A 23,607-nucleotide genomic window follows, 5' to 3' on the forward strand; every position below is an offset into this window, starting at 1 on the left:
CCGCCGGGGCGCCTCGTTATTTTTATTCGTACAGCGGGTTCGCCTCGCAGAGGTTCTGGACTTCCTCGGCGACTTCGGCTTTCACGTCTTCGTCTTCGTAGTTGTTGATGACCCGTGCGATGAGTTCGCCGACGTAGCGACAGTCGTCGGCGTCGAATCCGCGGGAGGTGAGCGCGGGCGTCCCGGCACGGATACCGCTGGTGACGAACGGCGAGCGCGTCTCACCCGGAACCGTGTTCGCGTTCAGCACGATGCCGACCTCTTCGAGGGCTTTCTCGGCGTCTTTGCCGGTCACGTCTTCGTGAGATTCGCGCAGGTCAACCAGCACGAGGTGCGTGTCGGTGCCTTCCGAGACGAGTCCGAAGCCTTCGTCCTGCAACGTCTCGCCGAGCGCCTTCGCGTTCTCGACGGTCTGGGCGGCGTACTCTTCGAACTCCGGTTGGAGTGCCTCCTCGAAACCGACCGCTTTTCCGGCGATGTTGTGCATCAGCGGGCCGCCCTGCATGCCCGGAATCACGGCCGAGTCGATGTCGTCGCCGTACTCTTCGTCGGCCATGACGATGCCGCCGCGTCCGGCGCGAATCGTCTTGTGGGTCGAACCGGTGACGAAGTCGGCGATGCCGACTGGCGAGGGGTGTTCGCCCGCCGCGACGAGACCCGTGATGTGCGCGATGTCGGCCAGATGGTAGGCGTCTGCGGCCTCGGCCGCTTCCTGGATGCGCTCCCACTGAATCTCGCGTGGGTACGCGGAGTAGCCCGAGACGACGATGTCGGGGTCGAACTCCTCGGCGTGGTCGCGGATGGCTTCGTAGTCGAGACGACCTGTCTCCGTGTCTACTTCGTACTGCTCGACTTCGTAGAGTTGGCCCGCGAAGTTCATGTGGTGGCCGTGGCTGAGGTGGCCACCGTGGGTCAGGTCCAGCGAGAGAATCTTGTCGCCGGGTTCGAGCATCGCGAAGTAGACTGCCATGTTCGCCTGCGTACCAGCGTGTGGCTGCACGTTGACGTACTCCGCGCCCCACAACTCCTTGGCGCGTTCGATTGCCAGACTCTCGACGGTGTCCATGTTCTCACAGCCACCGTAGTAGCGCGAACCGGGGTAGCCTTCTGCGTACTTGTTAGTGAAGACGCTCCCCTGCGCTTCCATGACGGCTTCGCTCGCGAAGTTCTCGCTCGCAATCATTTCCAAGGTGTCACGTTGGCGCTCGACTTCGGCTTCGAGGGCGTCTGCGACCTGCGGGTCTGTCTCGCGGACGCGGTCGTAGTCCATGCAAGAAACCCCTTCCGCGCGAAGTATAAGTGTACCTTTCGCGGGACTCCTTACCTTGGCGACAAGCATATAAACTCACGGTGAGATTCATGGTCTAACAGCGACATGATCGAGTGGGAGGAGACGGAGTCTGGGTTGCGGGTCTACGACCGTACGAAGACGGAGGTGTGTATTGACGCTGAGGACTGGGTGGGGTCGGATGCGGACTACGAAATCGAGCGACCTGTCGATGGAACGGTATCTGGATACGTCTCCGAACTGCGACTCCCGTCTGCGTTGGTGACTGCTTCTAGCCTGACGAGCGACGATGAGTACAAACACGGCGGCGACGCAGAGACCCTACAGCTTTCGGCCGACGACTACCTACTCAACATCGAAGCCAACATCAAGACGTACCTGCGCTTCTCGGGGCCTGCGACGATTTCGAAGAGCGAGGATTTCAGTGAACTTCACATCGGCTTGCCGGACGAGACGCTCGTAACGTTCGGATTTCGGAGCTTCAACGAAGAACCAGTCGAGACTATCACCGTCCCCCCGACGCCCGAAGGCGTCGCGACAGCGATTACGTACTCCTCGGCCACGCACAAAACTGACGGGCCGATGCGTTCGTATCCGACGCTCCGTAGTCACCCACCGCGAATAGAAGTCGGCAAAGACACCGAGATTCCCGATGCGGTTCGTGACGAGCGGTTCGAGACAGGTATCGAAGTCGTCGTTCCCGACGAGTTACGGTACACGTTCGTCGCGGCACCGCTCGCGTACTACTTGCAAGCGGAGATGACGGTCGCCGACTGCAACGCGCCCGTCCTGAAAATACCCGAAACTGGCGTGGAACACGAGTTCGAGTCGCTGCCGCAGTTCCAACACGAAGTCGTCGATATGCTTCGGCGGGTCTTCTTTTTGGACTGTCTCGTCCGGAACGAGGGCTACTACAGTTGGGACTTAGCCGAGATGGAACTCCTCGATACGGTCGGTATCGACGCCGAACGCGCCTACGATGCGACGCCCGCTGAACGACTCACTACGTATCTCGACGCTCCCTACGAGCGCATCGACGACGAGTTGCCCGAGTGGCACCTCGCTATGCACGTCGAACCCACAGTGGACAACGTATCGTGTCTGCCGTATTTCCTCAACAACCTCGCCATCATTTACCTTCCCGAGTCGTCCGATTTGGAGAAAGAAGAGCTACTGAACAAGTCTATCGGTGATTTCTACCGGGCGGGTGACGTCGAACCCCCGAAACAGTCGCTTGCCCAGGATACCACCGTCCGTGCAGGTGCTGGGTCAGTAAAGTCGGTCGATAGACGCGACCCAGTTCTCCACGAGGGTCGAGTGAACGGCTGGCTGGCCGACGGCGTTCCGATAGACGTGTTCAAAGTCGTTCCGGAGACCTACGAGAACAAATTCAAGTACTTCGACCACAGCGACGGAGACATCGACGTGACGGTCATTCTCAACGACGAGGAGATGATCAACGAACACGAAGACGTCGCCAACATCTACCGCGAGCGAGCAGAGGAACTCCCCATCGACGTGACAGTGAAAGAGTATCTCACGAAACAAGAACTCGCCGAGGTGTTGGAGTCTCACCACGACTTCGTCCACTACATCGGTCACTGCGAAGAGAGCGGCCTCAGATGTTCGAACGGGAACTTGTCTGTCTCGGACATAGAGGAGTGTAACGTTCAGACATTCTTCTTGAACGCTTGCGGGTCGTACTACGAGGGCCACGACCTAGTGGAGAAAGGGAGCGTCGCTGGCGCGGTGACGTTCACCAAAGTTCTGAACAAGCAAGCCGCCAAAGTCGGTGTGACGTTCGCGAGATTGCTGATAAATGGATTTAACATCGACCTCGCGTTACGCTATGCTCGCCGTCGGATTATGATGGGGAAAGACTATGCGGTAGTGGGTGATGGGTCGCACGTTTTGACGCAGACTGGCCATAATAACGCTTCCATACTCTATCTGGAAGAACAAGATGGAGAATACGAAATTCAGTCGGATTATCTCCCCTTACACAATAATGGGATAATATACTACACTTACTTTAAGGATGAAAATAAGGCTCACTTGCAAGGAAATAAAGTCGCAGTCTCTGCCGTGAAGTCTGAGGCTATTTCGGCAATCCGAACTATGAATGCACCCGTAATCTACGACGGCGAAATTTATTGGTCTAACGAATTAATTAAAAAATTACGTTAGGGTCCTTCTGCTCCAATCGTATTGGTCCCCACTTCTGTCAGAAGAACACCAAACAGCATCAGACCGTAAGCTCCATCCATCGCACGCGGACTCTCAACAATTCGCTGCCGGATTTTCTCGCGCATGGTTACTCTTTGGTATTCTCTCTCATCACTTCATTCTTTCGCACTTTTCATCCGTGAGTTATAGCGGGAATAACAGCTGGAAACCCGCCATTAAAAATGGCGTACTCTCAGTAAAATCGACAGCGAGGGGTGGATAGGCTCTTCGGACATCTGGTTTGACGTTCGAAATCTCAGTACGGAGTGCTGGCCACAGTAAGGAAATCCATCCCGGGATTCTGGTTAGAATTATGCAATCCTCGCCTTCATCTGCTCGTATAATCTGTGATTTCCGGTTACTACTAACGTTAAAATTAAGTAGGGGTAGGACGTTTGTCGGAATATGGACACGGAATCGAACCTGCTCGACCAAGACATCGCGGACATCCTTCGAACCGTCGTCGACGACGCGCCCGACGCAATGCTCGTCGTCAACCCGTCGAAGGACACCATCGAAGAACTGATCAACGTCGCTACGGACTACGAGGGTGACCTCCCGACCGTGCGCATGCTCGCACAGGAAGGTACTCTCAAGGACGTGATGGAGGACTTCATCGTCGCCAGTAACGCGGCGGACCTCATCGACGCGGGCGAACTCTCGCTCCGTACGACCGACGAAGTGCCGAGTAACTCCCTGCTCGTCACGGACGAGGTCGTCATCGCGCTCGTCACCGCCGACGACCACGTCGGGGGCCTGACCACCGACGACGAGACGTTCGTCGGCGACGCGTACGACTCCTACGAGGCACAGTGGGAAGACGCGAGCCAGTTCTCGCTGCGCACGCCGCCGCTCTCGCGCGTTCGAGAGACGCTCGGCGACGAAATCAGCCCCGACGCACAGGAAGACTTCGACGAGGTGCTGTCCTCGATGGAGACCGCCCGTGGAGACGGCGACGGTCTGGACGAAGTCACCATCAGCCTGCTCGTCGCGGCGAAGAACGAAGCGCTGCTGTACGACATCAGCAAGTGGGGCGAGGATGTCGGTATCGCCAGCAAGGCGACGTTCTCCCGCACGAAGACGAAGCTCGAAGACATGGGCCTCATCGGCACCGAGAAGGTCCCCATCGACGTCGGCCGTCCGCGCCTGCGCCTGAAGTTGGCTAACGACGACCTTCGCAGTGCGGACACGGACCAGATCGCTGGGGTCGCCCAGAGCATGCTGAACTAACGAGCAGACACCTTTTTCGAGACGCAATCTTCGACAGCGGTAGCACTGCGTTTTTGCCAGTCGCTTTCTTCGGTCGATGTATGTCTCCTACTGTCGCGCTCGTCGGGTCCGGACCCGCGGCCGAAGCGACGATGGCCGCGCTCGGTGACGCGAACGCCGACGTCGTCCAGACGGACGTAGAGCGAATCGCGGCCGCAGACCTCGCGGTCGTCGCCGACGCAGTCGGCGCGACCGCGTTCGAGCGAGCGACCGAAGTCGCCCGCGAGAGCGGAACGCCGTGGCTCGCGGTCGAACTGGGTGGTGTCGGTGGCTACGCAGTCCCCGAGGTGGACGCAGCGGTCTCGGGATTCGCGCCGCCGACCGCCTGTTTCGACTGTCTTCGAACGCGCGTCGCGGCCAATGCCGAGGAAGGGACCGACTCACCCGATATCGACCAAGCCAACGCCCGTTTCGCGGGTGCGCTCGCCGGGCGGGAGGCCGCGACACTCGTCTCCGGCGGCGAGTCGTCGGTCCTCGGTGGTGTCCTCGAACTTCCGCACGCAGAGCGAAACGTCTTGCCGGTTCCGGGGTGTAGTTGCGCGACCGGTACGCATCGCGACCCCACGCTCGACCGCGGGTACACCGACGTAGCTATCGACGACGCGTTGGCGCGCGCCGAGGAGACCGTAGACGACCGCGTCGGCGTCGTCTCGTCTATCGGCGAGGTCGAGTCGTTCCCTGCACCGTACTACCTCGCACAAGTCGCCGACACGACCGGATTTAGTGACGTGCAAGCCGCCGAACAGGCCGCAGGCGTCGCGGCTGACTGGAACGCCGCACTGATGAAGGCGCTCGGCGAGGCCCTCGAACGCTACAGCGCGGGCGTCTATCGCGACGACGACTTCGAGAGCGGGCGACCCGCAGACTTCCAATCCGGCGGTCCCGCCGACTTCGATTCGGTGGTCGCTCCCGACCGGTTCGTGCGACCCGAAGACTGGCCCGAACCCGACCCGACGGAGTCGATTCGGTGGGTCGAAGGCTCGGACCTTCACACTGACGAGCGAACCTTGCTTCCCGCCGAGTTCGTCCAGTTCCCCCCTCCGGAGACGCGTTACAAACCCTCCATCACGACCGGTCTCGGGTTAGGGAATTCGTCGGTCGAAGCACTGCTGTCGGGACTCTACGAGACCATAGAGCGCGACGCGACGATGCTCTCGTGGTACTCCTCGTTCGACCCGCTCGGACTGCGCGTCGAGAGCGACGCCTTCGAGACGCTCGAAAAGCGCGCCCGAGCGGAAGAACTCTCCGTGACGCCCCTCCTTGTCACGCAAGACGTAGACGTGCCAGTCGTCGCAGTCGCCGTCCACCGCGAAAATTCATGGCCTCAGTTCGCCGTCGGGTCGGACGCCGACTTGGACCCGGACGCGGCGGCTACCTCCGCACTCGCAGAAGCACTCCAGAACTGGATGGAACTGCGCTCGATGGGCCGCGAAGACGCCGCCGACGCAGACGGCGCTATCGGCGAGTACGCCGACTTCCCCGAGACGGCCCGCGAGTTCGTCGCCGTCGAGACGGAGATTCCGAGCGCGAGCGTCGGTGCTGACGACGCGAGCGGAGAAGCCGAACTCGACGCCGTCCTCGACAGAGTCGCCGACGCGGACCTCGACGTCTACGCGGCTCGGCTCACCCCCCGCGACGTGGAGGCGGTCGGCTTCGAGGCAGTTCGCGTCCTCGCTCCAGAGGCGCAACCGCTCTTTACGGGCGACTCCTTCTTCGGCGAGAGGGCCCGAACTGTCCCCGGAGAACTGGGCTTCGAGTTCCGGCCAGAGCGCGAACCGCATCCGTACCCCTAAGAGCCGACACTTCGAAGTCCCGCTATGAACGAGGCCGAACAACTTCGGGAGCAGTTCCGGTCGTTTGCCGACTGGTGTGTCGGTACGTCACCGCTGTACGAACGTCTAGCTCGCGGCGTCGCCGACGATTCGGAACTGCTCGCGCTCGCCGCGGAGACGCCCGACGGCAGGTCTCCGCCGCACCTGCTGTTAGCGGGAGTACAGTATCTGCTCTTCGAGCGCCGTGACCACGAACTGGCCGACTTCTATCCATCTGTCACGACAGACGCGACCGACCCGGACGAGGAGGACCCGTTCCCGGCGTTCCGTGAGTTCGCGCTCGAAAACGCCGACGAGATTCGAGACCTTCTCGCCAGTCGCAGAACCCAGACGAACGCCGTCAGGCGGTGTGCCGCGCTCATGCCTGCCTTCGAGGTGGTTTCGCGGCGAGCGAACCGCCGTCCGCTCGCGCTGGTCGAAGTCGGCCCGAGCGCGGGACTGAATCTACTGTGGGGCCGCTACTGCTACGACTACGGTTCCTTCGGTCGATACGGCAACTCGGACTCGCCCGTGGTCCTCGAATCGGAGGTTCGTGGCGAATCGACGCCGCCGTTCCCCGAGAACGATGGACTTCCGCCTGTCGAATCGCGGGTCGGACTCGACCTGAATCCGCTGGACGTGACCGACGACGCCGACGCTCTCTGGTTGCGGTCGCTCGTCTGGCCGGAACACGACGAGCGCCACGACATTCTCGACGGCGCTATCGAAGTCGCTCGCCGCGAACCGCCGGAGTTGCGCGAAGGTGACGCCCTCGAACTGCTCCCCGATGCGCTGGCAGAAATCCCGCCGGAGACGCCGGTCTGCGTCTTCGACACGCAAGTTCGCTATCAATTCAGCGACGAGATGCGTGAACGCTTCGACGACCTGCTCCTCGCGGCGGGCGAGAACCGAGAACTCTACTCCCTATCGGGCGACTTGACCGCAGACTGGGCCGAGAACGGCATCGTCCTGACACTTCAGACGGTCGAGGACGGAACCTTCCACTCGGAGCGACTCGCCACCTACGAACAACACGGTCGATGGGTCGAGTGGGTAAGCGAACCCTGACCACGGAAGGTTTTAAGACCGGGCGCGTCCTACGTGTTAGCGTATGACATCATCTTTTGTGTTCGATTCGGTACGAGGAGCGTGGTGTCCGTGACGAACGAGTACGACCTCGACTGTGCGACCTGCGGGTCCGCTCTGACGAAACGAGAGGTCGCCGCGAAGGCGCTGGGGTTCACCGCGCCGGGCGAGGTCGAGATTGCGGAATGTTCGGAGTGTGGGGGTCGCTACTTCCCGGACGCGACGTTGCGACGGTTGAGTACGTAGAAAATCGAATGTAAGGCTTAGACGCCGAAGGTCGCTCGGAGCATGTCTCGTGTCCCCGGTCCGAGACCGACTGCGACGATAGCCACGAGCAACAGAATCGCGTAGCGCGGACTCTCGTCGAAGATTTCCTCGTCGAACACCCAGACGACGAACAGTGCTGCGACGATTTTCACGAGGAGGAACGGCCACGCAGTTCCGATGAGGTTCTGGACCGCTTCGGGGAACTGCTGTCCGACGCCGATGAGCGCGCGGTTGACCGGATGCTTCGGAACGAGGTCGGCCGGGAGTCCGAGTTCTTTCGCCCAGTCGATGCCGACCACGTTGGCGACGCCGTCCACAGAGTGTGCCCAGAGGACGACGATGCCCATCATTTTCGTCCCGTAGTTCACTTCAGGCGCGAACTGCTCGACGCCCCACCACGCGAGCGCGGTGACGAGCGTCGCACCGACGAGGACGACGACCGTAATCTGTGGGTAGAAATCGACGTAGTTCGTCGTGAACGCGAGGTAACTCAGATAGCCGAGACTCCCGACCAGCAGGGCGGTGCCGATGCCCGCGAGCGGGTAGTAGTAGTTGTCTATGATACCGTTTCTGTCTAGCCAGACGCTGACTAGCAGTGCGGCCAGCGTGATGAAGAACATCGTGAAGTAGATGACCGGACTGATGATGAGCGTGTTCCACGGGAACGAGATAGCCGCGTCGATTCCCTGCGGAACTTCGTCGTTGGCGTCCTCGATGACGCGCAGTGCCCCGCCGAACAGCATGTAGGGGAACAACGCGTAGAACAGGCCTCTGTCCTGGCCGATGTCGAATCGCCGGAGCATGAACACGATTCCCAGCAGTCCGAGTAGCATCGTAATCGCGTAGCCGACTTCCGAGACAGCAGTGTAACCGGGGTAGGCGACCGGCTCCGCGGCGGCTTGACAGGCAGCTGTATCGTAGAGATACTTCGTCGTCCCGCCCGCGCGAGTCGCACAGACAGCACTCTTCGCGTCGGCAAGCACCGGTCCCCAGAAGTAGTGCCAGATGAAGCCGTCGTACACCTGCTTGGGGAACACCAGCGCGCCGCCGACGAGTGCGACCAGGAGCGCGAGGACGGCCCCACCCCACAGTCGCTCGTTGTCGTAGTCGTCCGTCACAGTACTCATGTGTGTAGTTGCCGCAACCGGGCCGTTTTACGGTTCCGGTCTCGGCTTTCTCTGGTTGCCTACTCCTCGGAGTCGATTGGCAACTCCTCCGTCTCGTACGGCGTTCCGAGGATGACCATCGTCTGGGAGCGCGCGAAGCCGTCCATCTGGGCAATATTCTCGAACATCAGTTCCCGAAGGTTGTCGGCGTCTTCGGCGTAGACGCGCATCAGCACGTCCCACGAGCCCGTCGTGAGATGAACCTCTTGGACGCCGTCGATGTCGTCCAGTCGCGCCAGCGTGTCTTCTTCTTGGCCTTGCTCGACTTGGAGGCCGACGATAGCGGAGATGCCGAAGTCGAGTGCCTTGGGGTCAACCTTCGCGTGATAGCCTTCGATGACGCCAGCGTCTTCCATTCGATTGACGCGGTCGTGGACTGTCGCGCTAGACATATCTATGCGCCGCGCAATCTCGCTAAACGGCGTTCTCGCGTCTTCTTGGAGTGCTTTCAGAATTTCGCGGTCGGTATCATCGAGTTCCATACGTTACATCAGATTCTTTCAGGCTATATATCCTTAGAATTCAGTTCGCCAGCGGAGTGGAGTGAGAACTCACTCGATACTGCGCGCCGCGGCCAACAGTTCTTCGTGTGCCCCCCCGTTCGACGCGACCAGACCGGTGCTGTCGTGTCGCCACCGGTTGCCCTCCAAGTCGGTCACAGTCCCGCCCGCTTGCCGGACCATGTAGACGCCCGCCACGGTGTCCCACGGGTTCGGGTCTACGTTCGTTAGCGTCCCCTCTAGCATTCCCGCGGCGACCATCCCGAGAGTCAGTTGGGCACAGCCCAAGCGTCGCATGTCGCCGAACCGCTCGACGATTGCTTCGCAGGCGTCGGCGTACTCGTCACGGTGGTCGAAGTCCCACCAGATAGTCGGCGCGACCGCGAACGTCTCGGGGTCGGTCTTCTCGCTGACCGAGACGGAGTTGCCGTTCAGTGTCGTGCCCTCTGGTCCGGCGACGAAGGCCTCGTCTAGTGCCGGAGAGATGTTGGCCGCCGCGACTGGCTCGCCGTCGCGCACTGCGGCGACGCTCGTCGTCCACAGTGGGAGGTCTCGCACGTAGTTGTTCGTTCCGTCGATGGGGTCGATGACCCACGAGTCGCCTGAGTCCGGAACTTCTTTCAGTTCGTCTTCCTCCTCGCCGACGATTGCGTCCTCGATGGCCTCCTCGCGTATCTCCTCGATGACGCGTCGTTGGGCGTTTCGGTCGGCTTCGGTCACCACGTCGGTCTTGCCGTCTTTCGTCTCCACGGCCAGCCCCTGTCGGAATCCTTCGGCGGCGACTTCGCTGCCTGCGGTCGCGGCGCGCTCTGCGAGCGCGACGCGGTCGATTTCGTCGGTCATTTTACGGGGAGTAGGGTGTCAGCCGAAAAATGTTGTCGAAACTAATCCGTCCACATTCGGAACGTTTTAACCGCACCACGGCCCACTGTCAAGTGCGTGCGAGGGTAGCCAAGCCTGGAAACGGCGACGGACTCAAGATCCGTTCCCGTAGGGGTCCAAGGGTTCAAATCCCTTCCCTCGCACTCGAAAATCGAGTGCACGCAAGACGGAACGTCTTGCCCTCGCAAACAATCGGCCCAACGCGGGCCCTCGCAAACTTCTGACGGAACAACTGGCTTCGAGCGACTGCTATTCCTACGTCTCGAACCCGGCTACACAATCACCAGCAACGAACACTAGCTTAGCAATCCTCAGCGCGCGCCAGAGGCGCGCGCTCTGCGGAGCGGTAGTCGCGGTGCTGTGCGGTAGTCGCACCAACGCACCGAAGACGCGAGAAATCTGGACGCGTTGCGTCCAGATTCCTCCGCGTCGCTTTTTTGATCCACATTTTTTGGAGGAGGGTGGCAATGCGCGCCGGAGGCGCGCACAGCCACCCGACGAGAAAAAAGGTGGTCTCTAATCATCAGCAGGCACGTTCGCTTTCTGCCCGCGAACGTCAGCGTCCCGCCACGTGCCGCGCTTGAACCAGAGAACCGCGACGACGGCACCGATGGCGTTCGAGACGACGAACGCCCACCAGATGCCGGTCTGGTCCATGCCCAAGTACTGCGTGTTCACCCACGCGACCGGCAGGCGAATGATGCCGAGCATGAGGATGGCGAGCGCCGCGGCGACCATCGTCTTCCCCGCACCGCGGAACGCGCCGGTGTAAGCTCGCATCACGCCGATAGCGCCGAACGTCGGCGCGACGTAGCGGAGGAACGTCGCACCCGCCTCGATGACTTCGGGGTTGTCGGTGAACACTGCTACGACCGGTTGTGCGAACAGCCAGATGAGGACCGCCATCACGGAGAGGACGGTCAGCATCACTTTCGCGGCGAAGTCGCTCGCGGCGGCCGCGCGGTCGGGTTTGCCCGCGCCGATGTTCTGTCCGGCCATCGTCTCCACGCCGCGTGCCACTGCGATGGCGGGCAGGAAGATGACCGAGAAGACGCGCGTGCCGATACCGAACGCGGCGACGACAGTCGTCGGGAACAGACCGACAACGACCATCAGTAGGTTGATGGAGAGCGCGCGACCCGTCCCCTCTATGGAGGCCGGGACGCCGATGGTGAGCAGTTTCTTGAAGTACGAGAGGTCTGGCTTCATCTGGTCGAGGTGAATCTGGACGCCGCGCTTGCCTCGGAGCATGATGCCGAGTCCCACGAGCATCGCGAGTCCGCGCGAGAACACCGTGGCGATGGCCGCGCCTTCGATGCCACGGGCCGCGAACGGACCCCACCCGAAGATGAGGATGGGGTCCAGAATCACGTTCAGGACGACGGTGCCGAACATGACGACCATCGGGGTGATGGTGTCGCCGTAGCCTCGCATCAGTGAGACGAACACGAAGAAGCCAAACATGAACGCGATGCCCAGCGAGATGACTTGCATGTACGCCTCCGCGCGCGGTAGCACGTCCGGCGAGGCCCCGAGGAACGACAGGAAGTTCCCGACGAAGAAGTAGCCGAACCCACCGAGTACTAGCGACGCGAGGAACGAGAACGTCACCGTCTGTGAGGCGGCGTACTCGGCCTCTTCCTCCTCGCCAGCGCCGACGTGCTGGGCGACGAGGATGCTGCCTGCGACGGAGAGTCCCATCCCGAGCGCGATGAGCAGGAACACCATCGGGAACGCGAAGCTAATCGCGGCGAGTGCGTTCGTGCTGTACTGGCCGAGCCAGAAGGTGTCCGCGAGGTTGTAGGCCGTCTGGAGCAGGTTCGTGATGACGATAGGCAGCGACAGGTAGAACAGCGGCCACCCGATACCGCCCTCGGTGAGGTCCAGTTCCTCTTGACCTTTGAAGAGGCCGTTCAGTCGCCCGCGGAGACTCACTGGGAATCGTCCTCCGAATCGTCTTCGAACTCACCCTCAAGTCCGCGCCCGAATCCCACTTCTCGGTCACTATCGGCCGCCAACAAGTCCTGTTCGAGGTAGGTCGCCAGCGTTCGGCGGGCCGCCGCGAGCGAGTGGTTTGTCGCGACGCGACGCGTGTGGGCGCCGTTGACCACCGTCACGAGGAAGTCCGCCGTCTCGTCGGGGTCCACGCCGTCTCGGAAGACCCCAGACTCGACTCCCTCAGAAACGGCCTCACGAAGCAGGTCCGAAAAGTAGGCGTCGAACTCCGCGAGTCGCTCGCGGAACTGCTCGTCGTACGGTGCCTGTGCCTTTATCTCCAACATCGCCGTCTCGAAGTCCCTGTCAGCGTCGTGGTTCGGGCCGCCCAACGTCGCGTCGAGGAGCGTGGTCAGTCTGTCGAGTGGGTCCTCGGCGTCGGTATCGACGCGGTTCTGGAATCGTTCGAAGAGGTGGTCCAAGAAGGCGAGCAAGAGGTCTTGTTTCGTGTCGTAGTGGTAGTGCAGCGACGACTTGCTCGTCTTCGAGTGGTCGGCGATGTCCTGCATCGTCAGCCCTGCGTAGCCGTGTTCGCAGAGCGCGCAGTACGTCGCGCGCATGATATCGTCGGTCGTTTGGTCCGCGGTGCGTTGGCTCACTATCGAAACTGACTGGCTGGTCAGTCAAGTAGCTTCGGAAAGCAGAACTTATCGAGTAGCCACTTGTGGGCATCACTGCACAGAAGGCGAGCGTAGTGGCTGTCGCCGCTACAGCAACTGCGCCGGTTCCGTCTCTAACGAACCGAACCGCTCCGAAAGCGCCGACACACGCTCGGAGATTTGGTCCGGTTCGTGCGAGTCCGTCCCGGCGACGAACTCGACCTCTCGCTCTCGAAGCGTGGACAGAAACGTCGCGCTGGGATGAAACTCGCCGACCCCGTCCCGCAGTACCCGGCCCGCGTTGATTTCGGGAACCGTTCGCGAGCGAGCGAACGCGTCGGCCACCTGTTCGTAGTGGTCAGTCGTCGAGTAACCGCGAAGTTCGGGCGTCCGCTCGACCAAATCGACGTGCGCGGCGACGTCGAACAGTTCAGACTCGACGAGCGAGACCAGTCGGTCGTAGTAGTCGTCCACGACCGCGCTTCGTTCACGCTCCGAGAGATTTTCGTAGGGAGAGCCACGCTGGACGTTCTCCCCATCAATCCGATGCACGCTCCCGATGGCGTAGTCGAAGTTCGCCTGGCCGAGAAACGCCTCGATGTCGTCCTCGTCGCGGGGGGCGTAGTCCACTTCGACCGCGTCGTAGATTTCGAGGTCGTACTGCTCGCGGAGTAGTTCGATGCCTTCCCTGCGGAGTTCGTACGTCGCGTCGAGGTTGATACCGTGGGCGCGCTTGCCTTCCTGCAACCAGTCTCGCTGGGAGACGTTGCAGTGGTCGGCGAAGCCAATGCCGTCGAGTCCGGCGTCGGCGGCGACCATCCGAGTCATCATCGTTCCGTCCGAGTAGTTCGAGTGGACGTGATAGTCGTGTTTGACGGAGGAGTCCTGCGTGACGGACACGCTTCGTGGTTCTGTTGGGTCAGTGATAGTGGTTTGGGTCGATGGAATTACCCTCGTCGCGACTCGATTGGCGGTATGGACGACCACACGACCGACCCGAGCGTCGGTCCGCCGCCGAGAGACCGGCAACCGATGGGGTGGCTTCCGGCCGAGGGTCGCTGGGAACACGACACACTCCGCCGAGCGACGGTCCACGGCGTCCGCCTGTTCAACTCGGGCGAGTTTCACGAGTCTCACGACTGCTTCGAAGACGAGTGGTACAACTACGGCAACGGCACCACCGAGAGCGCCTTCCTCCACGGGATGGTGCAGGTCGCGGCAGGCGCGTACAAGCACTTCGACTTCGAAGACGACGCTGGGATGCGCTCGTTGTTCGAGACGGCCTTGCAGTATCTGGCTGGCGTGCCGAACGACTTCTACGGAGTCGATTTGTTGGACGTACGAGCGACGATGACGAACGCCTTAGAGGACCCGACGGTACTAGAGGGGTGGCAGATTGAGTTGGACGGCAACGTCCCGACTGCCGACAAATCTGACTTCGCGTACGCCGAAGCGTTAGAGTAATTCCACACGAGGCGTGCTACCATTTCACTACTCAAGGACAATAGATAACTTATATAGTCTGGGGGTGGCGTTATTGACGTAACGCAAGTGCAACGGACCAGCAGAGTGCCATCGCAGGCGACCTCGCGGTGCACGTTCACGCAAACGGAGACGATACAACGATGACGACGACCGACAACCGACACGACTGCACGGTAGCAGACTCCGGTCTCGCCGGGACCACCGACGCCTCTCTCGACACGATATTCACCACGCTCGCGGACCGGCGCTGTCGAGCGGTCGTTCGCCACTTGGTCGGTATGGACGCTCGTTCGGTCGGGTTCGAAGACCTCGCGCGGGCCTTGGCGACAGACCCTGACGGCCCCGCCGAAGTCGAGCGTGCAGAGACGTTGCTCCACCACTCGTTGCTCCCGCGTCTCGGCGACGCCGGGTTCGTCGAGCACGACACCGAGTGCGGCGTCGTCCACTACACTAGCGACGCCGACCTTGAGACGGCCCTCGACGCTGTCCAGCGGTTCGCAGACGGCGACCCACCGGTCGCGCTGGATACTCTCCTCGAACTGCTCGCCGACGACAGTCGGCGCTGTGCGCTCCGCACGCTGTTAGTCCACGAGGAGTTGACGCTCCCGGACCTCGCCGACGAGGTAACCGTCGAGCGAGAGGAGCGACCGCTCACCCAAATCGACCCCCAAACCGTCCTCCAGACGTATCTGTCGCTGTACCACACACACGTCCCGCGCTTGACCGACGCCGGACTCGCGGTGTACGACCAAGAACACGACCTCGTCGCGGCGACCGAGTTGGGACTCGCGCTCACCGACCCGATTCGAACCCTCTGCGAAGGCTAATTTTCGAAACGCTCAAGGACGAGTCGTCCCGCCATTCGGGCGATGCGAATTGAGCAGTTGGGCGACGGGTCGCCGGAGATTGCGGTCGTGGCCGCTATCCACGGCGACGAACCCTGTGGCGTCCACGCAGTCGAGCAGTTACTCGCCGAGTCGCCCGCCGTCGAGCGACCGGTGAAGTTCATCGTGGCGAACGAAGTGGCCCTCGAACGGGACGTTCGGTACACCGACACTGACCTCAACCGCGCGTTCCCCGGCGACTCGACGGCCGAGGCCCACGAAGAGCGACTGGCGTCGGACCTCGCGCGCGAAATCCGTGACTGCACCACGCTGGCGCTCCATTCCACGCAGTCGCACGCCGACCCGTTCGCGTTGGTCGATACGGTCGATGCAGTCGCTCGTTCTATCTGCCCCCACCTCCCTGTCTCCGTACTCGTCGAGACGGAGGCCGAGAGCGACGGCCGACTCATCGAGTACCCTCACACGGTCGAAGTCGAGTGTGGCCTGCAAGGTTCCGAACAGGCCGCGGAGAACGCTGTCGAGTTGACCCGTGCTTTCCTCGAAGCTACCGGCGCACTCACCGGGAAGGAGCCTGTCGCGGGCGACGACCGCGACGAAGTGGCGGTCTACCACCTCGGGCGACCGATTCCGAAACGCGAGGCCGACGAGTACGACGTGTTCGTCGAGAACTTCCGCCGCGTCGATGCTGGTGAACCGTTCGCCGCCGCTGACGGCGACGAACTCGTCGCCGAGGAAGCGTTCTATCCGGTTCTGATGTCGCCGTACGGCTACGAGAACGTCTTCGGCTATCGCGGCGAGCGCATCGGCGTGTTGGATGCCTGAGAGTAAGCACCAGTCGGTACGTCGATTTCTCTGACCGAGCTACAATACACTACTCGCACCGAAAACCGCGGGAAAAGATAGGTAGTTACTCTTCCGGTTCGCCTTCGTCCTCGTCGTCACCGAGGAGGTCGAGTTCGGTGAGGTAGTCGTTGACCTCGTCGTCGGTGAGTTCGATGAACGACTCGGTCTCGGCATCGACGGTCGCCACGCCGACACCCTCGGGGGCGAGTTCGTCGTCGTTGACCGTACCGAGTGCCTTCAGTGCGAGTTCGACCCCACCGTCGAGATCCATCGACTCGCTGTAGTTCGATTCGAGGTAGTCCTGAATCTCGCCGCGGTCCGCGCCGACTGCGAGCGCCTTCCACTCGTAGGGCGTGCCGCTCGGGTCCGTCTCGTAGAGGCGCGGTTCGCCGTTCTCGATGCCGCCGATGATGAGCGCGACGCCGAACGGGCGCGCGCCGCCGACCTGCGTGTACTGCTGGATGTGGTCGGTGACGTCCTTCGTCAGCGTCTCGACGCCGATTGGCTCGCCGTAGCGCAGGCGGTTGACCTGTGCTTGTCGGCGCGCGAAGTCGATGAGCTGGCGGGCGTCGGCGACGTGACCCGCGGACGCGATGCCGATGTGGTCGTCTGCCTTGTGAATCTTCTCGACGCTGGTGCGCTCCATCAGCGGCGAGCGGATGCGCTTGTCTACTGCGAGGACGACCCCGCCCTCGGTTCGAACACCGATGCTCGCGGTCCCTCGTTTGACTGCCTCGCGGGCGTACTCGACTTGGTAGAGTCGGCCGTCCGGCGAGAAGATGGTAATCCCACGGTCGTAAGCCTGTTGTTGGGCTTGTCCCTGCATAGTATCACTCGAAATCGAGTTCCGTCGCGCCTACGAACGCCCCGTCGGTTCGCACGTCGAAGAGTCCGTCTCGGGAGACGGCGGTGCGCTGGGCGTCCTCGAACACGACTTTTCTCTCGTCCGAAAGTTGGCCGCCTCGTCGTAAATACTTTTCTTCACAGGCACGTACCGTACCGCTTATGCCCTTGACGCGTAGGCCCACCTCGTCGCCGTGTATGCCGTCGATGCAGGCCAGCGCGGCGCGGGCCTCTTCGACGTGACCGTGACGAACGCGCACGATTGCCTCGCCGGTGCCGTCCGCGAAGTCGAACTGTAACACCGAGAGGTCGGCGTCCGCGCTTCCAGCGTCGCCTAACAGGTTCTGCGCGGCGAACCAGATGCTGCGCTGGAAATCGCGCCGCGAGAACTCCGCGTCGGGCCACGCTTCGAGCGCGACGGCGAGATACCGCCAACGCGGCCGGAGATGCTTGGGGAGATGTTTCATCGGTCAGTTACTCGGGGTTGGAGGAGAGACGGCTTGAAAGATGTGTTCTCAAATGCCGAGGAGTCTACTGAGGAGGTCCACCGCCGCGACGAGTATCAGAGTGATGCCGACGGCTATCAAGACCCCACCGACGAGCGGTGCGCTCCGCTCCATCCTCTGCTGGGTATCGGGCCCTCGAACCGGCTCTGTGCGACTGGTCGCCAATCGACTCCACCGACCGTCTGGGTACTGTCGGACGTAGAAACCACAGTAGATACTCAGAAGACCGCCTCCGATGACGAAGTACGCGGGGTCCATATCGGGCTGTTAGCTCGAATCGCCTTCGTCTCTTCGGCCAATCGAGTGACACGAGCGCAACGCGTGAGAGGACAATATCGCCGCTGAACGTGGTCTCGAATGGCCTGCCGTCTCCCCATTCACATGTGTCCTACTGGATAGCTCAGTCGAACGTGCGTCAAACACCCGTCTGACGAACGTATATGTGCCCTCCCTTCGCAGAGTTCGGAAGATGACTCTCGACCACCTCGACATGGAGGAAGTTTCCATCGAACTCGAAGCCGAGGAGGTAGACGAACTCGACGACATCGCCTTCGCCAACCACCGAGACAACCGCGATGCCGCGATTCGGTCGCTCCTCGACACGTGGCTGAAGAAACGCGACGACTGAAAACGATATTCTGTGCGGTACTGTTCGAGACCCGCTACTCCCTACGGTCGTGCGTGTCTCGCTATTCCTTTCTCACGGACCGCGTTGCGAATCTCCGCAGGAGATTCGCGGCTCCCGTTCGAGTTTCCGAGACTCGCTACTCCCTACGGTCGTGCGTGTCTCGCTACTCGCGATTTCGCCGGAAGACAAACCGCGTCTCCCGAGCCTTGGGTCACTCCGTTCACCAAGACACCGCTCCGATTCGAGGCCTTCACTCGCGTTGCTCGTTCACGCCTCGCTACTCTCCGCGTTCGGCAACCAACACGCCGACCTGCTCGTGAACAGACTCCACGGCGGTCAGCGAGAACCCGGCGTCGGTGAGCGCGTCGGCCAGATGCCCGACCGTCGAGGGGTCGTCTACCTCGGGGCTGTAGAACGGCTCGTCGGGGTCCGGTGTGCCGAAGAACATCACGTCACCCAGCACGAACCGGCGCGGTTCGAGTTCTGCAATCGCTTCGATGGCTTCGACCTTCTCCTCGTTGCTCAGGTGGTGCATGGCGAAGTTCGAGACTACGATGTCGGCGGACTCGACGTTGGGTTCGCGGAATCGCCCTTCACCGAACTCGACGTTCTCGAAGCCCTGCTCGGCGGCTTTCTCGCGGGCCTGCTCCATCATGCCGTCGCTGATGTCACGGCCGAGGACTTTCCCGGCGTCGTCGGCGAGCGCCAGCGCGATAGCTCCCGTGCCAGTACCGAGGTCTACGACGGTGTCGTCCTCGTCGGGGGCGGCGTACTCCACCACGAGCGAGACGCAGGCGCGGTACTCTTCGGTGTTGTTCTGACTATCGTCGTACTCGCCCGCGATGCTGTCGAAGCGTGAGGCGTGTTCCTCAAGCGTCTTCTTCATATCTGCCGCGTTTGACTCCCGGCGCAATGAACTCGTCGGAGAGGCGCTCGCGGTTGCGTTCGGCGATACGGCCCCACTCGGTGAGTCCCTCTCGAATCTGGTCTGCGTCGAAGCCGATAGTCTCCCCGACTGCAATCAGTTCTCTGGGCGCGCGCAGCTGCAGGTGGCTCTCGGGGTCGGCGCTGACGACGTACGGCACGTCGTAGTGTTCGACTATCTCGCGCAACTTTCGTAGGTCGCTCAGTGCCTGCACGCGCGGGCCACCGTCGGCGCGCAACACCTTCGAGAAGTTGAACTCGACGCGCACGTCGTGTTCGACGGCGGCCTTCGCCAGCACGTGATTGAAGTCGCCCCGGTCGGCCATCGGGTGGGCCAACACGTCCACGTGGTCGGACTCGACTGCGAAGCGGTTCAGCTTCTTCGTCCCGCCGTGGATCGCGAGGACGGTGTACTTCGGCCGATAGTTGCCGACGTGCCCGCTGGCCTCCTGTGGATTGTCGGCCCGCACTTCGATGGCGTCCACTACGTCGGTGTCGTACTCGGCGAAGATTTCCGCTGGGTCGTAGTCGGCAGTCGCGTCGCTGTGGTTGCGCACGACGATGCCCGAAAAGTCGTACTCGCTGGCAGTCGTGGCCATGCGCGCGACGGTGCTGTCGCCGTCTGGGTGGGCGTGAACGCCCTCGTAGAAGCTCATTTGCGATGTTGGCTCTCTTGGTTTGGGGTTGTCGGTCCGGTGGTTTGGATGTTTCGTGATTTGGTTCGATGAATCTCTGGTGATGATTCTGATGCGAGTATCTTCGCTGCTGGTGTAGAGAAGTCGAAGCTAGCTACTCCCGATACCGAGAATACCGCACCACGCCCTCCCCAACCGACTGCGCGACTCGGTTTCGGACGACGCGACATGTCGCGTCGTCCGCGCTCCGTTGCTCGTCCCTCGCACGAGTCGCTCCTGTCGTCGCTCCCGCGCTCCGTGACCCAAAATCGGTATCACGAATCTTTCCATATCTCCGGCGCGCGCTGGCGCGGCCCGGAGTGGTCGCGCCAAACTCCGCGCGAGGGATGAGTGGAGCGACCGTAGGAAGCGAAGGGAATCGGCTGGGGAGGGGTGTGGCTGTCGCGGTGCTGTGCGGTCTCTTCTGGGCACCGGCAATAGCTAGCTCGTTCACGTCTGCAAACTTCCTCCTTCACGAACTCAAAAACCACTCACACCACCTCGAAGAACACCCACACAACCACAAACTCCGCCTAAAACTGATACCGTCGGTCGTCGTTCTGCTGGGCCTGCGGGAACTGCTGGCCGCCGCCGCCGGTCATCTCCTCGAAGGTCATGCCCGAGAGGTACTCGTCGTAGGTCACGTCGTAGGCGCTCCGCAGGTGGAAGTCCAGATTCCCTGTCTCGATTGCGGTCTGGAAGAGCATGTGGACCGCGCGTCGGAGCAGTTCGTCGGTCTCGTCCGGTTCCAGCGCGACGTTGAGCATCGCCAGTTCGTTGCGTGTCTCGCGGTCGAGCGACACGTTGATGTCCGACCCGATATCGGCGTACTCCGCTTCGATGTCGTCCTGTAGGTCCTCTAAGCTCATGCCAGAGTCGTGGCGTGCTGGCGGGAAACCGCTTTCGTTACAGTAACTCGCCCACCGCTCGCTGGTCGAATCACCACTCCTCGCGTCGAATCACCGTCCCTTTACTGACTTCCTCACGCCGAACCACTGCCCCTTTACCGACTTCGCTCCTACCGCCAGTCAATGAGCGAATCGGAGACGGAGTCGGACTACTCCCTTCCGGACGACCTCCCCGCCGTCCAAGACGCCCTGATTTCGTGGTACGAGGACGACCACCGGTCGTTCCCGTGGCGCGAGACCGACGACGCCTACGAAATTCTGGTCTCGGAGGTCATGAGCCAACAGACCCAACTCGGCCGCGTTGTCGAGGCGTGGGAGGAATTTCTGGACCGGTGGCCGACGACCGCCGACCTCAAGGAGGCCGACCGCGCCGACGTGGTGGGCTTTTGGACCGACCACAGCCTCGGCTACAACAACCGCGCGAAGTACCTCCACGAGGCGGCCCGAGAGGTCGAAGAAGAGTACAGCGGCGAGTTCCCCGAAACCCCCGACGAACTCCAGAACCTGATGGGCGTCGGTCCCTACACCGCCAACGCTGTCGCCTCCTTCGCGTTCAACAACGGCGATGCCGTGGTCGATACGAACGTCAAGCGCGTCCTGCATCGCGCGTTCGACGTGCCGGACGACGACGCGGCGTTCGAATCTGCGGCTACCGAAGCGATGCCCGACGGCGAGTCGAGAGTCTGGAACAACGCCATCATGGAACTCGGCGGGGTCGCCTGCGAAAAAACTCCATCGTGCGACACCGCGGGATGTCCGTGGCGCGAGTGGTGTCACGCCTACGAGACGGGCGACTTCACCGCGCCGGACGTGCCGACACAGCCGAGTTTCGAAGGCAGTCGCCGCCAGTTCCGGGGTCGGGTCATCTCGACGCTCAAGGAGTACGACGAACTGCCTTTATCGAAACTCGGCCCCCGGATTCGGGTCGATTACGCGCCGGACGGCGAACACGGGAGGGAGTGGCTCGAAGGCATCCTCTCTGACTTGGCCGACGACGAACTGGTCGAACTCGACACGCGCGACGGCGATGGCGACGAGGACGAAGAGACAGTCGCGCGACTTAGGCGATAGCCGCCGCTTCGAAAACTAATCGAGCGACGCCGGTTCGATTGGCGCGTACTTCACGATAGACGCAAAAACGTCGTCTTCCATCGCAAATCGGTCGCCCGAATTGATTCCATACGCTTCCTCCTCCCCAAATCTCGTCTGAACGAACCGCTGGGCGACGAGTGCTTTCCGACCGTTCTCCTCCTCGTCCAGTTGCCACTGCGCTTCTTCGACCAGCAACGCGGCCGTCACCACGTCGAAAATCAGGTCCGCCAATCGTTTGGCGTGGTACTGCGCATACTCCTCGTCCTCCATCGCAAGTCTTCCCAAGGCATTCTGGAGGTCGCGGAACTCCGATTCGATTTCGTCGGCCAACTCCGCCAAGACCGGCTGCTCGACAGCATCCAACTTTGCCTGCACGTGCGGCACCAACGCTTCGTGGGCGTTCTCCCGTTCGAGCGCGCGAAGCACGTCCAGCGCGAGGACGTTCGAGGGGCCTTCCCAAATCGGAAGCACCTGCGCGTCGCGGAGCAGTCGCTCGGTCGTATGCTCGCGGACGTAGCCGTTGCCACCAAGAATCTCCATCGCGTACGACGTGGTGTCTACGACCATTCTGGCGGTTTTGTACTTCGCCACGGGGATAAACAGTCGCATCAATTGGTACGCCGTCGAGTCGTCGCCGACTCGCTCGCGCTCGTCTAGCAGTCGCGCGGCTTCGAAGGAGAACACCGCCGCGGCCTCGTAATCGACCGACATATCGACCAAATCTCGGCGCATCAGCGGGTACTCCTCGATGGGGTTGCCGAACGCTTCCCGCTGGGCGGCCCGGACCTTCGCTTCGAGCAGGGCGCGCCCCATCACGCCGACGGCACCCGTGGCGTTCGTCAGGCGCTCGAAGTTCATCATCTCCGCCATGTACTTGAACCCCTTCTGCTCCTCGCCGACGAGATACGCCTCGGCACCCTCGAACTCGATTTCGCCCGTCGGCACCGAGATGGTCCCGAGTTTGTCCTTCAGTCGCCGGAAGTGCGACTCGTTGACCTCGCCGTTCGGCTTGGTTCGGGGCACCAGAAAGAGCGAGAGGCCCGGGACGCCTTCCGGGGCGTCGGGCGTCCGTGCGAGCGCCAGCGAACCCTCGGCGTCGATGTTCGAGCAGAACCACTTCTCGCCGTAGAGTTCGTAGACGCCCTCCTCGTCGGTGCGCTCGGCGAGCACCTCGTTCGCACCGACATCGGACCCGCCCTGCTCTTCGGTGAGGAACATCGCACCCTCGATGTGGTCGGTCAGGTCGCGGGCAGTCAGACCCTCGAAGTATTCAGAAAGCTCGCCATCGTCGAACTTGTCCAGCACGATTGCGGCACCGGTCGTCATCGAGACGGGACAGCAGAAGCCGGTATCGACGTACGACAGTAGTGCTTGCATCAACAGGGTGTGGCTCAGTCCGACAGGTTCCTCCCTGCCCGGCGGCGCGTGGAAGGCGTCGTGTGTGATGCCGAACTGCTCGTAGGCGATTTCCTCCTGTTCGGCCATCAGCGGGTGATACTCGACCTCGTTCAGTCGCTCACCGTACTCGTCGAACGACTTGAGTTCGTGACCGTCCTTGTCGATTCGGTCGGCCGTGTCAGCCATTCGGTGGCCGAGTACTTCCCCAAATTCCGCGAGGACCTCTTGTGCCCACTCGAACTCGTCGTCCGGATAGACGCGCCGTGCCTCGAACTGGAGCGTCGGGTCAAGTTCCCAGTAGTTGCAGTGTCGTCCGGCGTCCAGTCGTTCGTAGCGTATCGGCCCTGATGACATTCGACTGAATCTTTGGGG

24 protein-coding genes and 1 tRNA gene are annotated in these 23,607 nt (G+C 61.8%); 11 read left to right on the forward strand and 14 right to left on the reverse strand.

Annotation, left to right across the window (positions count from 1 at the left end; genetic code table 11):
* Nucleotides 1-22: 22 nt before the first annotated feature.
* Nucleotides 23-1,270 (reverse strand): serine hydroxymethyltransferase, encoded by a 1,248-nt coding sequence (gene glyA, locus F7R90_RS05215; RefSeq protein ID WP_158056212.1) that lies wholly within the window; start codon nucleotides 1,268-1,270, stop codon nucleotides 23-25.
* 105 nt (nucleotides 1,271-1,375) lie between these two features.
* On the opposite strand from glyA, the gene F7R90_RS05220 reads away from it, so the two are divergent.
* From F7R90_RS05220 to F7R90_RS05240, 5 genes are all read left to right on the forward strand, one after another.
* A complete protein-coding gene (locus tag F7R90_RS05220; RefSeq protein WP_158056213.1) occupies nucleotides 1,376-3,475 on the forward strand; it encodes a CHAT domain-containing protein in 2,100 nt (699 codons plus the stop codon).
* 444 nt (nucleotides 3,476-3,919) lie between these two features.
* Nucleotides 3,920-4,744, forward strand: coding sequence for a transcriptional regulator TbsP (tbsP, locus tag F7R90_RS05225; RefSeq protein ID WP_158056214.1), 825 nt, complete (start codon nucleotides 3,920-3,922; stop codon nucleotides 4,742-4,744).
* An 80-nt stretch (nucleotides 4,745-4,824) separates the two neighbouring features.
* Entirely contained in the window at nucleotides 4,825-6,576 is a 1,752-nt protein-coding gene (locus F7R90_RS05230) for a YcaO-like family protein (protein WP_158056215.1), read from the forward strand.
* 24 nt (nucleotides 6,577-6,600) lie between these two features.
* Complete coding sequence (locus F7R90_RS05235) at nucleotides 6,601-7,662, forward strand: DUF2332 domain-containing protein (protein ID WP_158056216.1); 1,062 nt, start codon at nucleotides 6,601-6,603, stop codon at nucleotides 7,660-7,662.
* Between the two features lie 84 nt (nucleotides 7,663-7,746).
* Entirely contained in the window at nucleotides 7,747-7,926 is a 180-nt protein-coding gene (locus F7R90_RS05240; RefSeq protein ID WP_225741267.1) for a zf-TFIIB domain-containing protein, read from the forward strand.
* Nucleotides 7,927-7,943: 17 nt separating this feature from the next.
* On the opposite strand, the gene F7R90_RS05245 is transcribed toward F7R90_RS05240, so the two are convergent.
* The 3 genes from F7R90_RS05245 to F7R90_RS05255 form a co-directional block, all read right to left on the reverse strand.
* The gene (locus F7R90_RS05245; RefSeq protein ID WP_158056217.1) at nucleotides 7,944-9,074 is read right to left on the reverse strand and encodes a DUF63 family protein; all 1,131 of its coding nucleotides are present in this window, start codon (nucleotides 9,072-9,074) and stop codon (nucleotides 7,944-7,946) included.
* A 59-nt stretch (nucleotides 9,075-9,133) separates the two neighbouring features.
* Nucleotides 9,134-9,595, reverse strand: a complete 462-nt coding sequence (locus F7R90_RS05250) for an Lrp/AsnC family transcriptional regulator (RefSeq protein WP_158056218.1) — start codon at nucleotides 9,593-9,595, stop codon at nucleotides 9,134-9,136.
* Nucleotides 9,596-9,664: 69 nt separating this feature from the next.
* Nucleotides 9,665-10,456: an inositol monophosphatase family protein gene (locus F7R90_RS05255; RefSeq protein ID WP_158056219.1), complete on the reverse strand. Its 792-nt coding sequence runs from the start codon at nucleotides 10,454-10,456 to the stop codon at nucleotides 9,665-9,667.
* 98 nt (nucleotides 10,457-10,554) lie between these two features.
* On the opposite strand from F7R90_RS05255, the gene F7R90_RS05260 reads away from it, so the two are divergent.
* Nucleotides 10,555-10,638 (forward strand) — tRNA-Leu (locus F7R90_RS05260).
* A gap of 373 nt (nucleotides 10,639-11,011) precedes the next feature.
* Here F7R90_RS05260 and F7R90_RS05265 read toward each other — a convergent pair.
* The 3 genes from F7R90_RS05265 to F7R90_RS05275 form a co-directional block, all read right to left on the reverse strand.
* Entirely contained in the window at nucleotides 11,012-12,430 is a 1,419-nt protein-coding gene (locus F7R90_RS05265) for an MATE family efflux transporter (protein ID WP_158056220.1), read from the reverse strand.
* Nucleotides 12,427-13,089 carry a TetR/AcrR family transcriptional regulator gene (locus tag F7R90_RS05270; protein WP_225741268.1) on the reverse strand — a complete coding sequence of 221 codons (663 nt, stop codon included), beginning with the start codon at nucleotides 13,087-13,089 and terminating at the stop codon, nucleotides 12,427-12,429. Before F7R90_RS05270 ends, F7R90_RS05265 begins: the two co-directional genes overlap by 4 nt.
* Nucleotides 13,090-13,197: 108 nt before the next feature.
* Nucleotides 13,198-13,989: a PHP domain-containing protein gene (locus tag F7R90_RS05275; RefSeq protein ID WP_225741269.1), complete on the reverse strand. Its 792-nt coding sequence runs from the start codon at nucleotides 13,987-13,989 to the stop codon at nucleotides 13,198-13,200.
* A gap of 75 nt (nucleotides 13,990-14,064) precedes the next feature.
* Here F7R90_RS05275 and F7R90_RS05280 point away from each other — a divergent pair, with 75 nt between their 5' ends.
* From F7R90_RS05280 to F7R90_RS05290, 3 genes are all read left to right on the forward strand, one after another.
* A complete protein-coding gene (locus F7R90_RS05280) occupies nucleotides 14,065-14,553 on the forward strand; it encodes a DUF309 domain-containing protein (protein WP_158056221.1) in 489 nt (162 codons plus the stop codon).
* Nucleotides 14,554-14,714: 161 nt separating this feature from the next.
* Nucleotides 14,715-15,401 carry a DUF7344 domain-containing protein gene (locus F7R90_RS05285; protein ID WP_158056222.1) on the forward strand — a complete coding sequence of 229 codons (687 nt, stop codon included), beginning with the start codon at nucleotides 14,715-14,717 and terminating at the stop codon, nucleotides 15,399-15,401.
* Between the two features lie 42 nt (nucleotides 15,402-15,443).
* Complete coding sequence (locus F7R90_RS05290) at nucleotides 15,444-16,241, forward strand: M14 family metallopeptidase (RefSeq protein WP_158056223.1); 798 nt, start codon at nucleotides 15,444-15,446, stop codon at nucleotides 16,239-16,241.
* Nucleotides 16,242-16,326: 85 nt separating this feature from the next.
* Here the strand turns inward: F7R90_RS05290 and psmA are convergent, their stop codons facing one another.
* The 3 genes from psmA to F7R90_RS05305 are packed head-to-tail and all read right to left on the reverse strand — an operon-like array spanning nucleotide 16,327 to nucleotide 17,869.
* Nucleotides 16,327-17,088, reverse strand: a complete 762-nt coding sequence (gene psmA, locus F7R90_RS05295; RefSeq protein WP_158056224.1) for an archaeal proteasome endopeptidase complex subunit alpha — start codon at nucleotides 17,086-17,088, stop codon at nucleotides 16,327-16,329.
* A gap of 4 nt (nucleotides 17,089-17,092) precedes the next feature.
* Nucleotides 17,093-17,572 carry an Rpp14/Pop5 family protein gene (locus F7R90_RS05300; RefSeq protein WP_158056225.1) on the reverse strand — a complete coding sequence of 160 codons (480 nt, stop codon included), beginning with the start codon at nucleotides 17,570-17,572 and terminating at the stop codon, nucleotides 17,093-17,095.
* Nucleotides 17,573-17,620: 48 nt separating this feature from the next.
* Entirely contained in the window at nucleotides 17,621-17,869 is a 249-nt protein-coding gene (locus F7R90_RS05305) for a hypothetical protein (protein ID WP_158056226.1), read from the reverse strand.
* A 211-nt stretch (nucleotides 17,870-18,080) separates the two neighbouring features.
* Between F7R90_RS05305 and F7R90_RS05310 the strand changes: the two genes are divergently transcribed.
* Nucleotides 18,081-18,239 (forward strand): ribbon-helix-helix protein, CopG family, encoded by a 159-nt coding sequence (locus F7R90_RS05310; protein WP_158056227.1) that lies wholly within the window; start codon nucleotides 18,081-18,083, stop codon nucleotides 18,237-18,239.
* A 277-nt stretch (nucleotides 18,240-18,516) separates the two neighbouring features.
* Here F7R90_RS05310 and F7R90_RS05315 read toward each other — a convergent pair whose 3' ends face one another.
* The 3 genes from F7R90_RS05315 to F7R90_RS05325 all read right to left on the reverse strand — a co-directional run bounded on the left by F7R90_RS05315 (nucleotide 18,517) and on the right by F7R90_RS05325 (nucleotide 20,706).
* The gene (locus tag F7R90_RS05315; RefSeq protein ID WP_158056228.1) at nucleotides 18,517-19,125 is read right to left on the reverse strand and encodes a class I SAM-dependent methyltransferase; all 609 of its coding nucleotides are present in this window, start codon (nucleotides 19,123-19,125) and stop codon (nucleotides 18,517-18,519) included.
* Nucleotides 19,109-19,819, reverse strand: coding sequence for an RNase P subunit p30 family protein (locus tag F7R90_RS05320; protein WP_158056229.1), 711 nt, complete (start codon nucleotides 19,817-19,819; stop codon nucleotides 19,109-19,111). The genes F7R90_RS05315 and F7R90_RS05320 overlap by 17 nt, the downstream gene beginning before the upstream one ends.
* A gap of 551 nt (nucleotides 19,820-20,370) precedes the next feature.
* Nucleotides 20,371-20,706 (reverse strand): hypothetical protein, encoded by a 336-nt coding sequence (locus tag F7R90_RS05325; protein ID WP_158056230.1) that lies wholly within the window; start codon nucleotides 20,704-20,706, stop codon nucleotides 20,371-20,373.
* Nucleotides 20,707-20,868: 162 nt separating this feature from the next.
* Between F7R90_RS05325 and F7R90_RS05330 the strand changes: the two genes are divergently transcribed.
* The gene (locus F7R90_RS05330; RefSeq protein WP_158056231.1) at nucleotides 20,869-21,816 is read left to right on the forward strand and encodes an A/G-specific adenine glycosylase; all 948 of its coding nucleotides are present in this window, start codon (nucleotides 20,869-20,871) and stop codon (nucleotides 21,814-21,816) included.
* Nucleotides 21,817-21,831: 15 nt separating this feature from the next.
* On the opposite strand, the gene F7R90_RS05335 is transcribed toward F7R90_RS05330, so the two are convergent.
* Nucleotides 21,832-23,589, reverse strand: a complete 1,758-nt coding sequence (locus tag F7R90_RS05335; protein WP_158056232.1) for an acyl-CoA dehydrogenase family protein — start codon at nucleotides 23,587-23,589, stop codon at nucleotides 21,832-21,834.
* Between the last annotated feature and the right edge of the window lie 18 nt (nucleotides 23,590-23,607).

The sequence above is a fragment of the Halorussus halophilus genome, assembly GCF_008831545.1.
Lineage (GTDB): Archaea > Halobacteriota > Halobacteria > Halobacteriales > Haladaptataceae > Halorussus > Halorussus halophilus.

Coding starts and splice junctions, on each gene's coding strand:
- F7R90_RS05220 (WP_158056213.1), top strand. CDS start 1,376: ATGATCGAGTGGGAGGAGACGGAGTCTGGGTTGCGGGTCTACGACCGT.
- F7R90_RS05310 (WP_158056227.1), top strand. CDS start 18,081: ATGACTCTCGACCACCTCGACATGGAGGAAGTTTCCATCGAACTCGAA.
- F7R90_RS05305 (WP_158056226.1), bottom strand. CDS start 17,869: ATGGACCCCGCGTACTTCGTCATCGGAGGCGGTCTTCTGAGTATCTAC.
- F7R90_RS05315 (WP_158056228.1), bottom strand. CDS start 19,125: ATGAAGAAGACGCTTGAGGAACACGCCTCACGCTTCGACAGCATCGCG.
- F7R90_RS05320 (WP_158056229.1), bottom strand. CDS start 19,819: ATGAGCTTCTACGAGGGCGTTCACGCCCACCCAGACGGCGACAGCACC.
- F7R90_RS05250 (WP_158056218.1), bottom strand. CDS start 9,595: ATGGAACTCGATGATACCGACCGCGAAATTCTGAAAGCACTCCAAGAA.
- F7R90_RS05285 (WP_158056222.1), top strand. CDS start 14,715: ATGACGACGACCGACAACCGACACGACTGCACGGTAGCAGACTCCGGT.
- F7R90_RS05235 (WP_158056216.1), top strand. CDS start 6,601: ATGAACGAGGCCGAACAACTTCGGGAGCAGTTCCGGTCGTTTGCCGAC.
- F7R90_RS05325 (WP_158056230.1), bottom strand. CDS start 20,706: ATGAGCTTAGAGGACCTACAGGACGACATCGAAGCGGAGTACGCCGAT.
- F7R90_RS05230 (WP_158056215.1), top strand. CDS start 4,825: ATGTCTCCTACTGTCGCGCTCGTCGGGTCCGGACCCGCGGCCGAAGCG.
- F7R90_RS05335 (WP_158056232.1), bottom strand. CDS start 23,589: ATGTCATCAGGGCCGATACGCTACGAACGACTGGACGCCGGACGACAC.
- F7R90_RS05290 (WP_158056223.1), top strand. CDS start 15,444: ATGCGAATTGAGCAGTTGGGCGACGGGTCGCCGGAGATTGCGGTCGTG.
- F7R90_RS05255 (WP_158056219.1), bottom strand. CDS start 10,456: ATGACCGACGAAATCGACCGCGTCGCGCTCGCAGAGCGCGCCGCGACC.
- F7R90_RS05330 (WP_158056231.1), top strand. CDS start 20,869: ATGAGCGAATCGGAGACGGAGTCGGACTACTCCCTTCCGGACGACCTC.
- F7R90_RS05280 (WP_158056221.1), top strand. CDS start 14,065: ATGGACGACCACACGACCGACCCGAGCGTCGGTCCGCCGCCGAGAGAC.
- psmA (WP_158056224.1), bottom strand. CDS start 17,088: ATGCAGGGACAAGCCCAACAACAGGCTTACGACCGTGGGATTACCATC.
- F7R90_RS05300 (WP_158056225.1), bottom strand. CDS start 17,572: ATGAAACATCTCCCCAAGCATCTCCGGCCGCGTTGGCGGTATCTCGCC.
- F7R90_RS05245 (WP_158056217.1), bottom strand. CDS start 9,074: ATGAGTACTGTGACGGACGACTACGACAACGAGCGACTGTGGGGTGGG.
- tbsP (WP_158056214.1), top strand. CDS start 3,920: ATGGACACGGAATCGAACCTGCTCGACCAAGACATCGCGGACATCCTT.
- glyA (WP_158056212.1), bottom strand. CDS start 1,270: ATGGACTACGACCGCGTCCGCGAGACAGACCCGCAGGTCGCAGACGCC.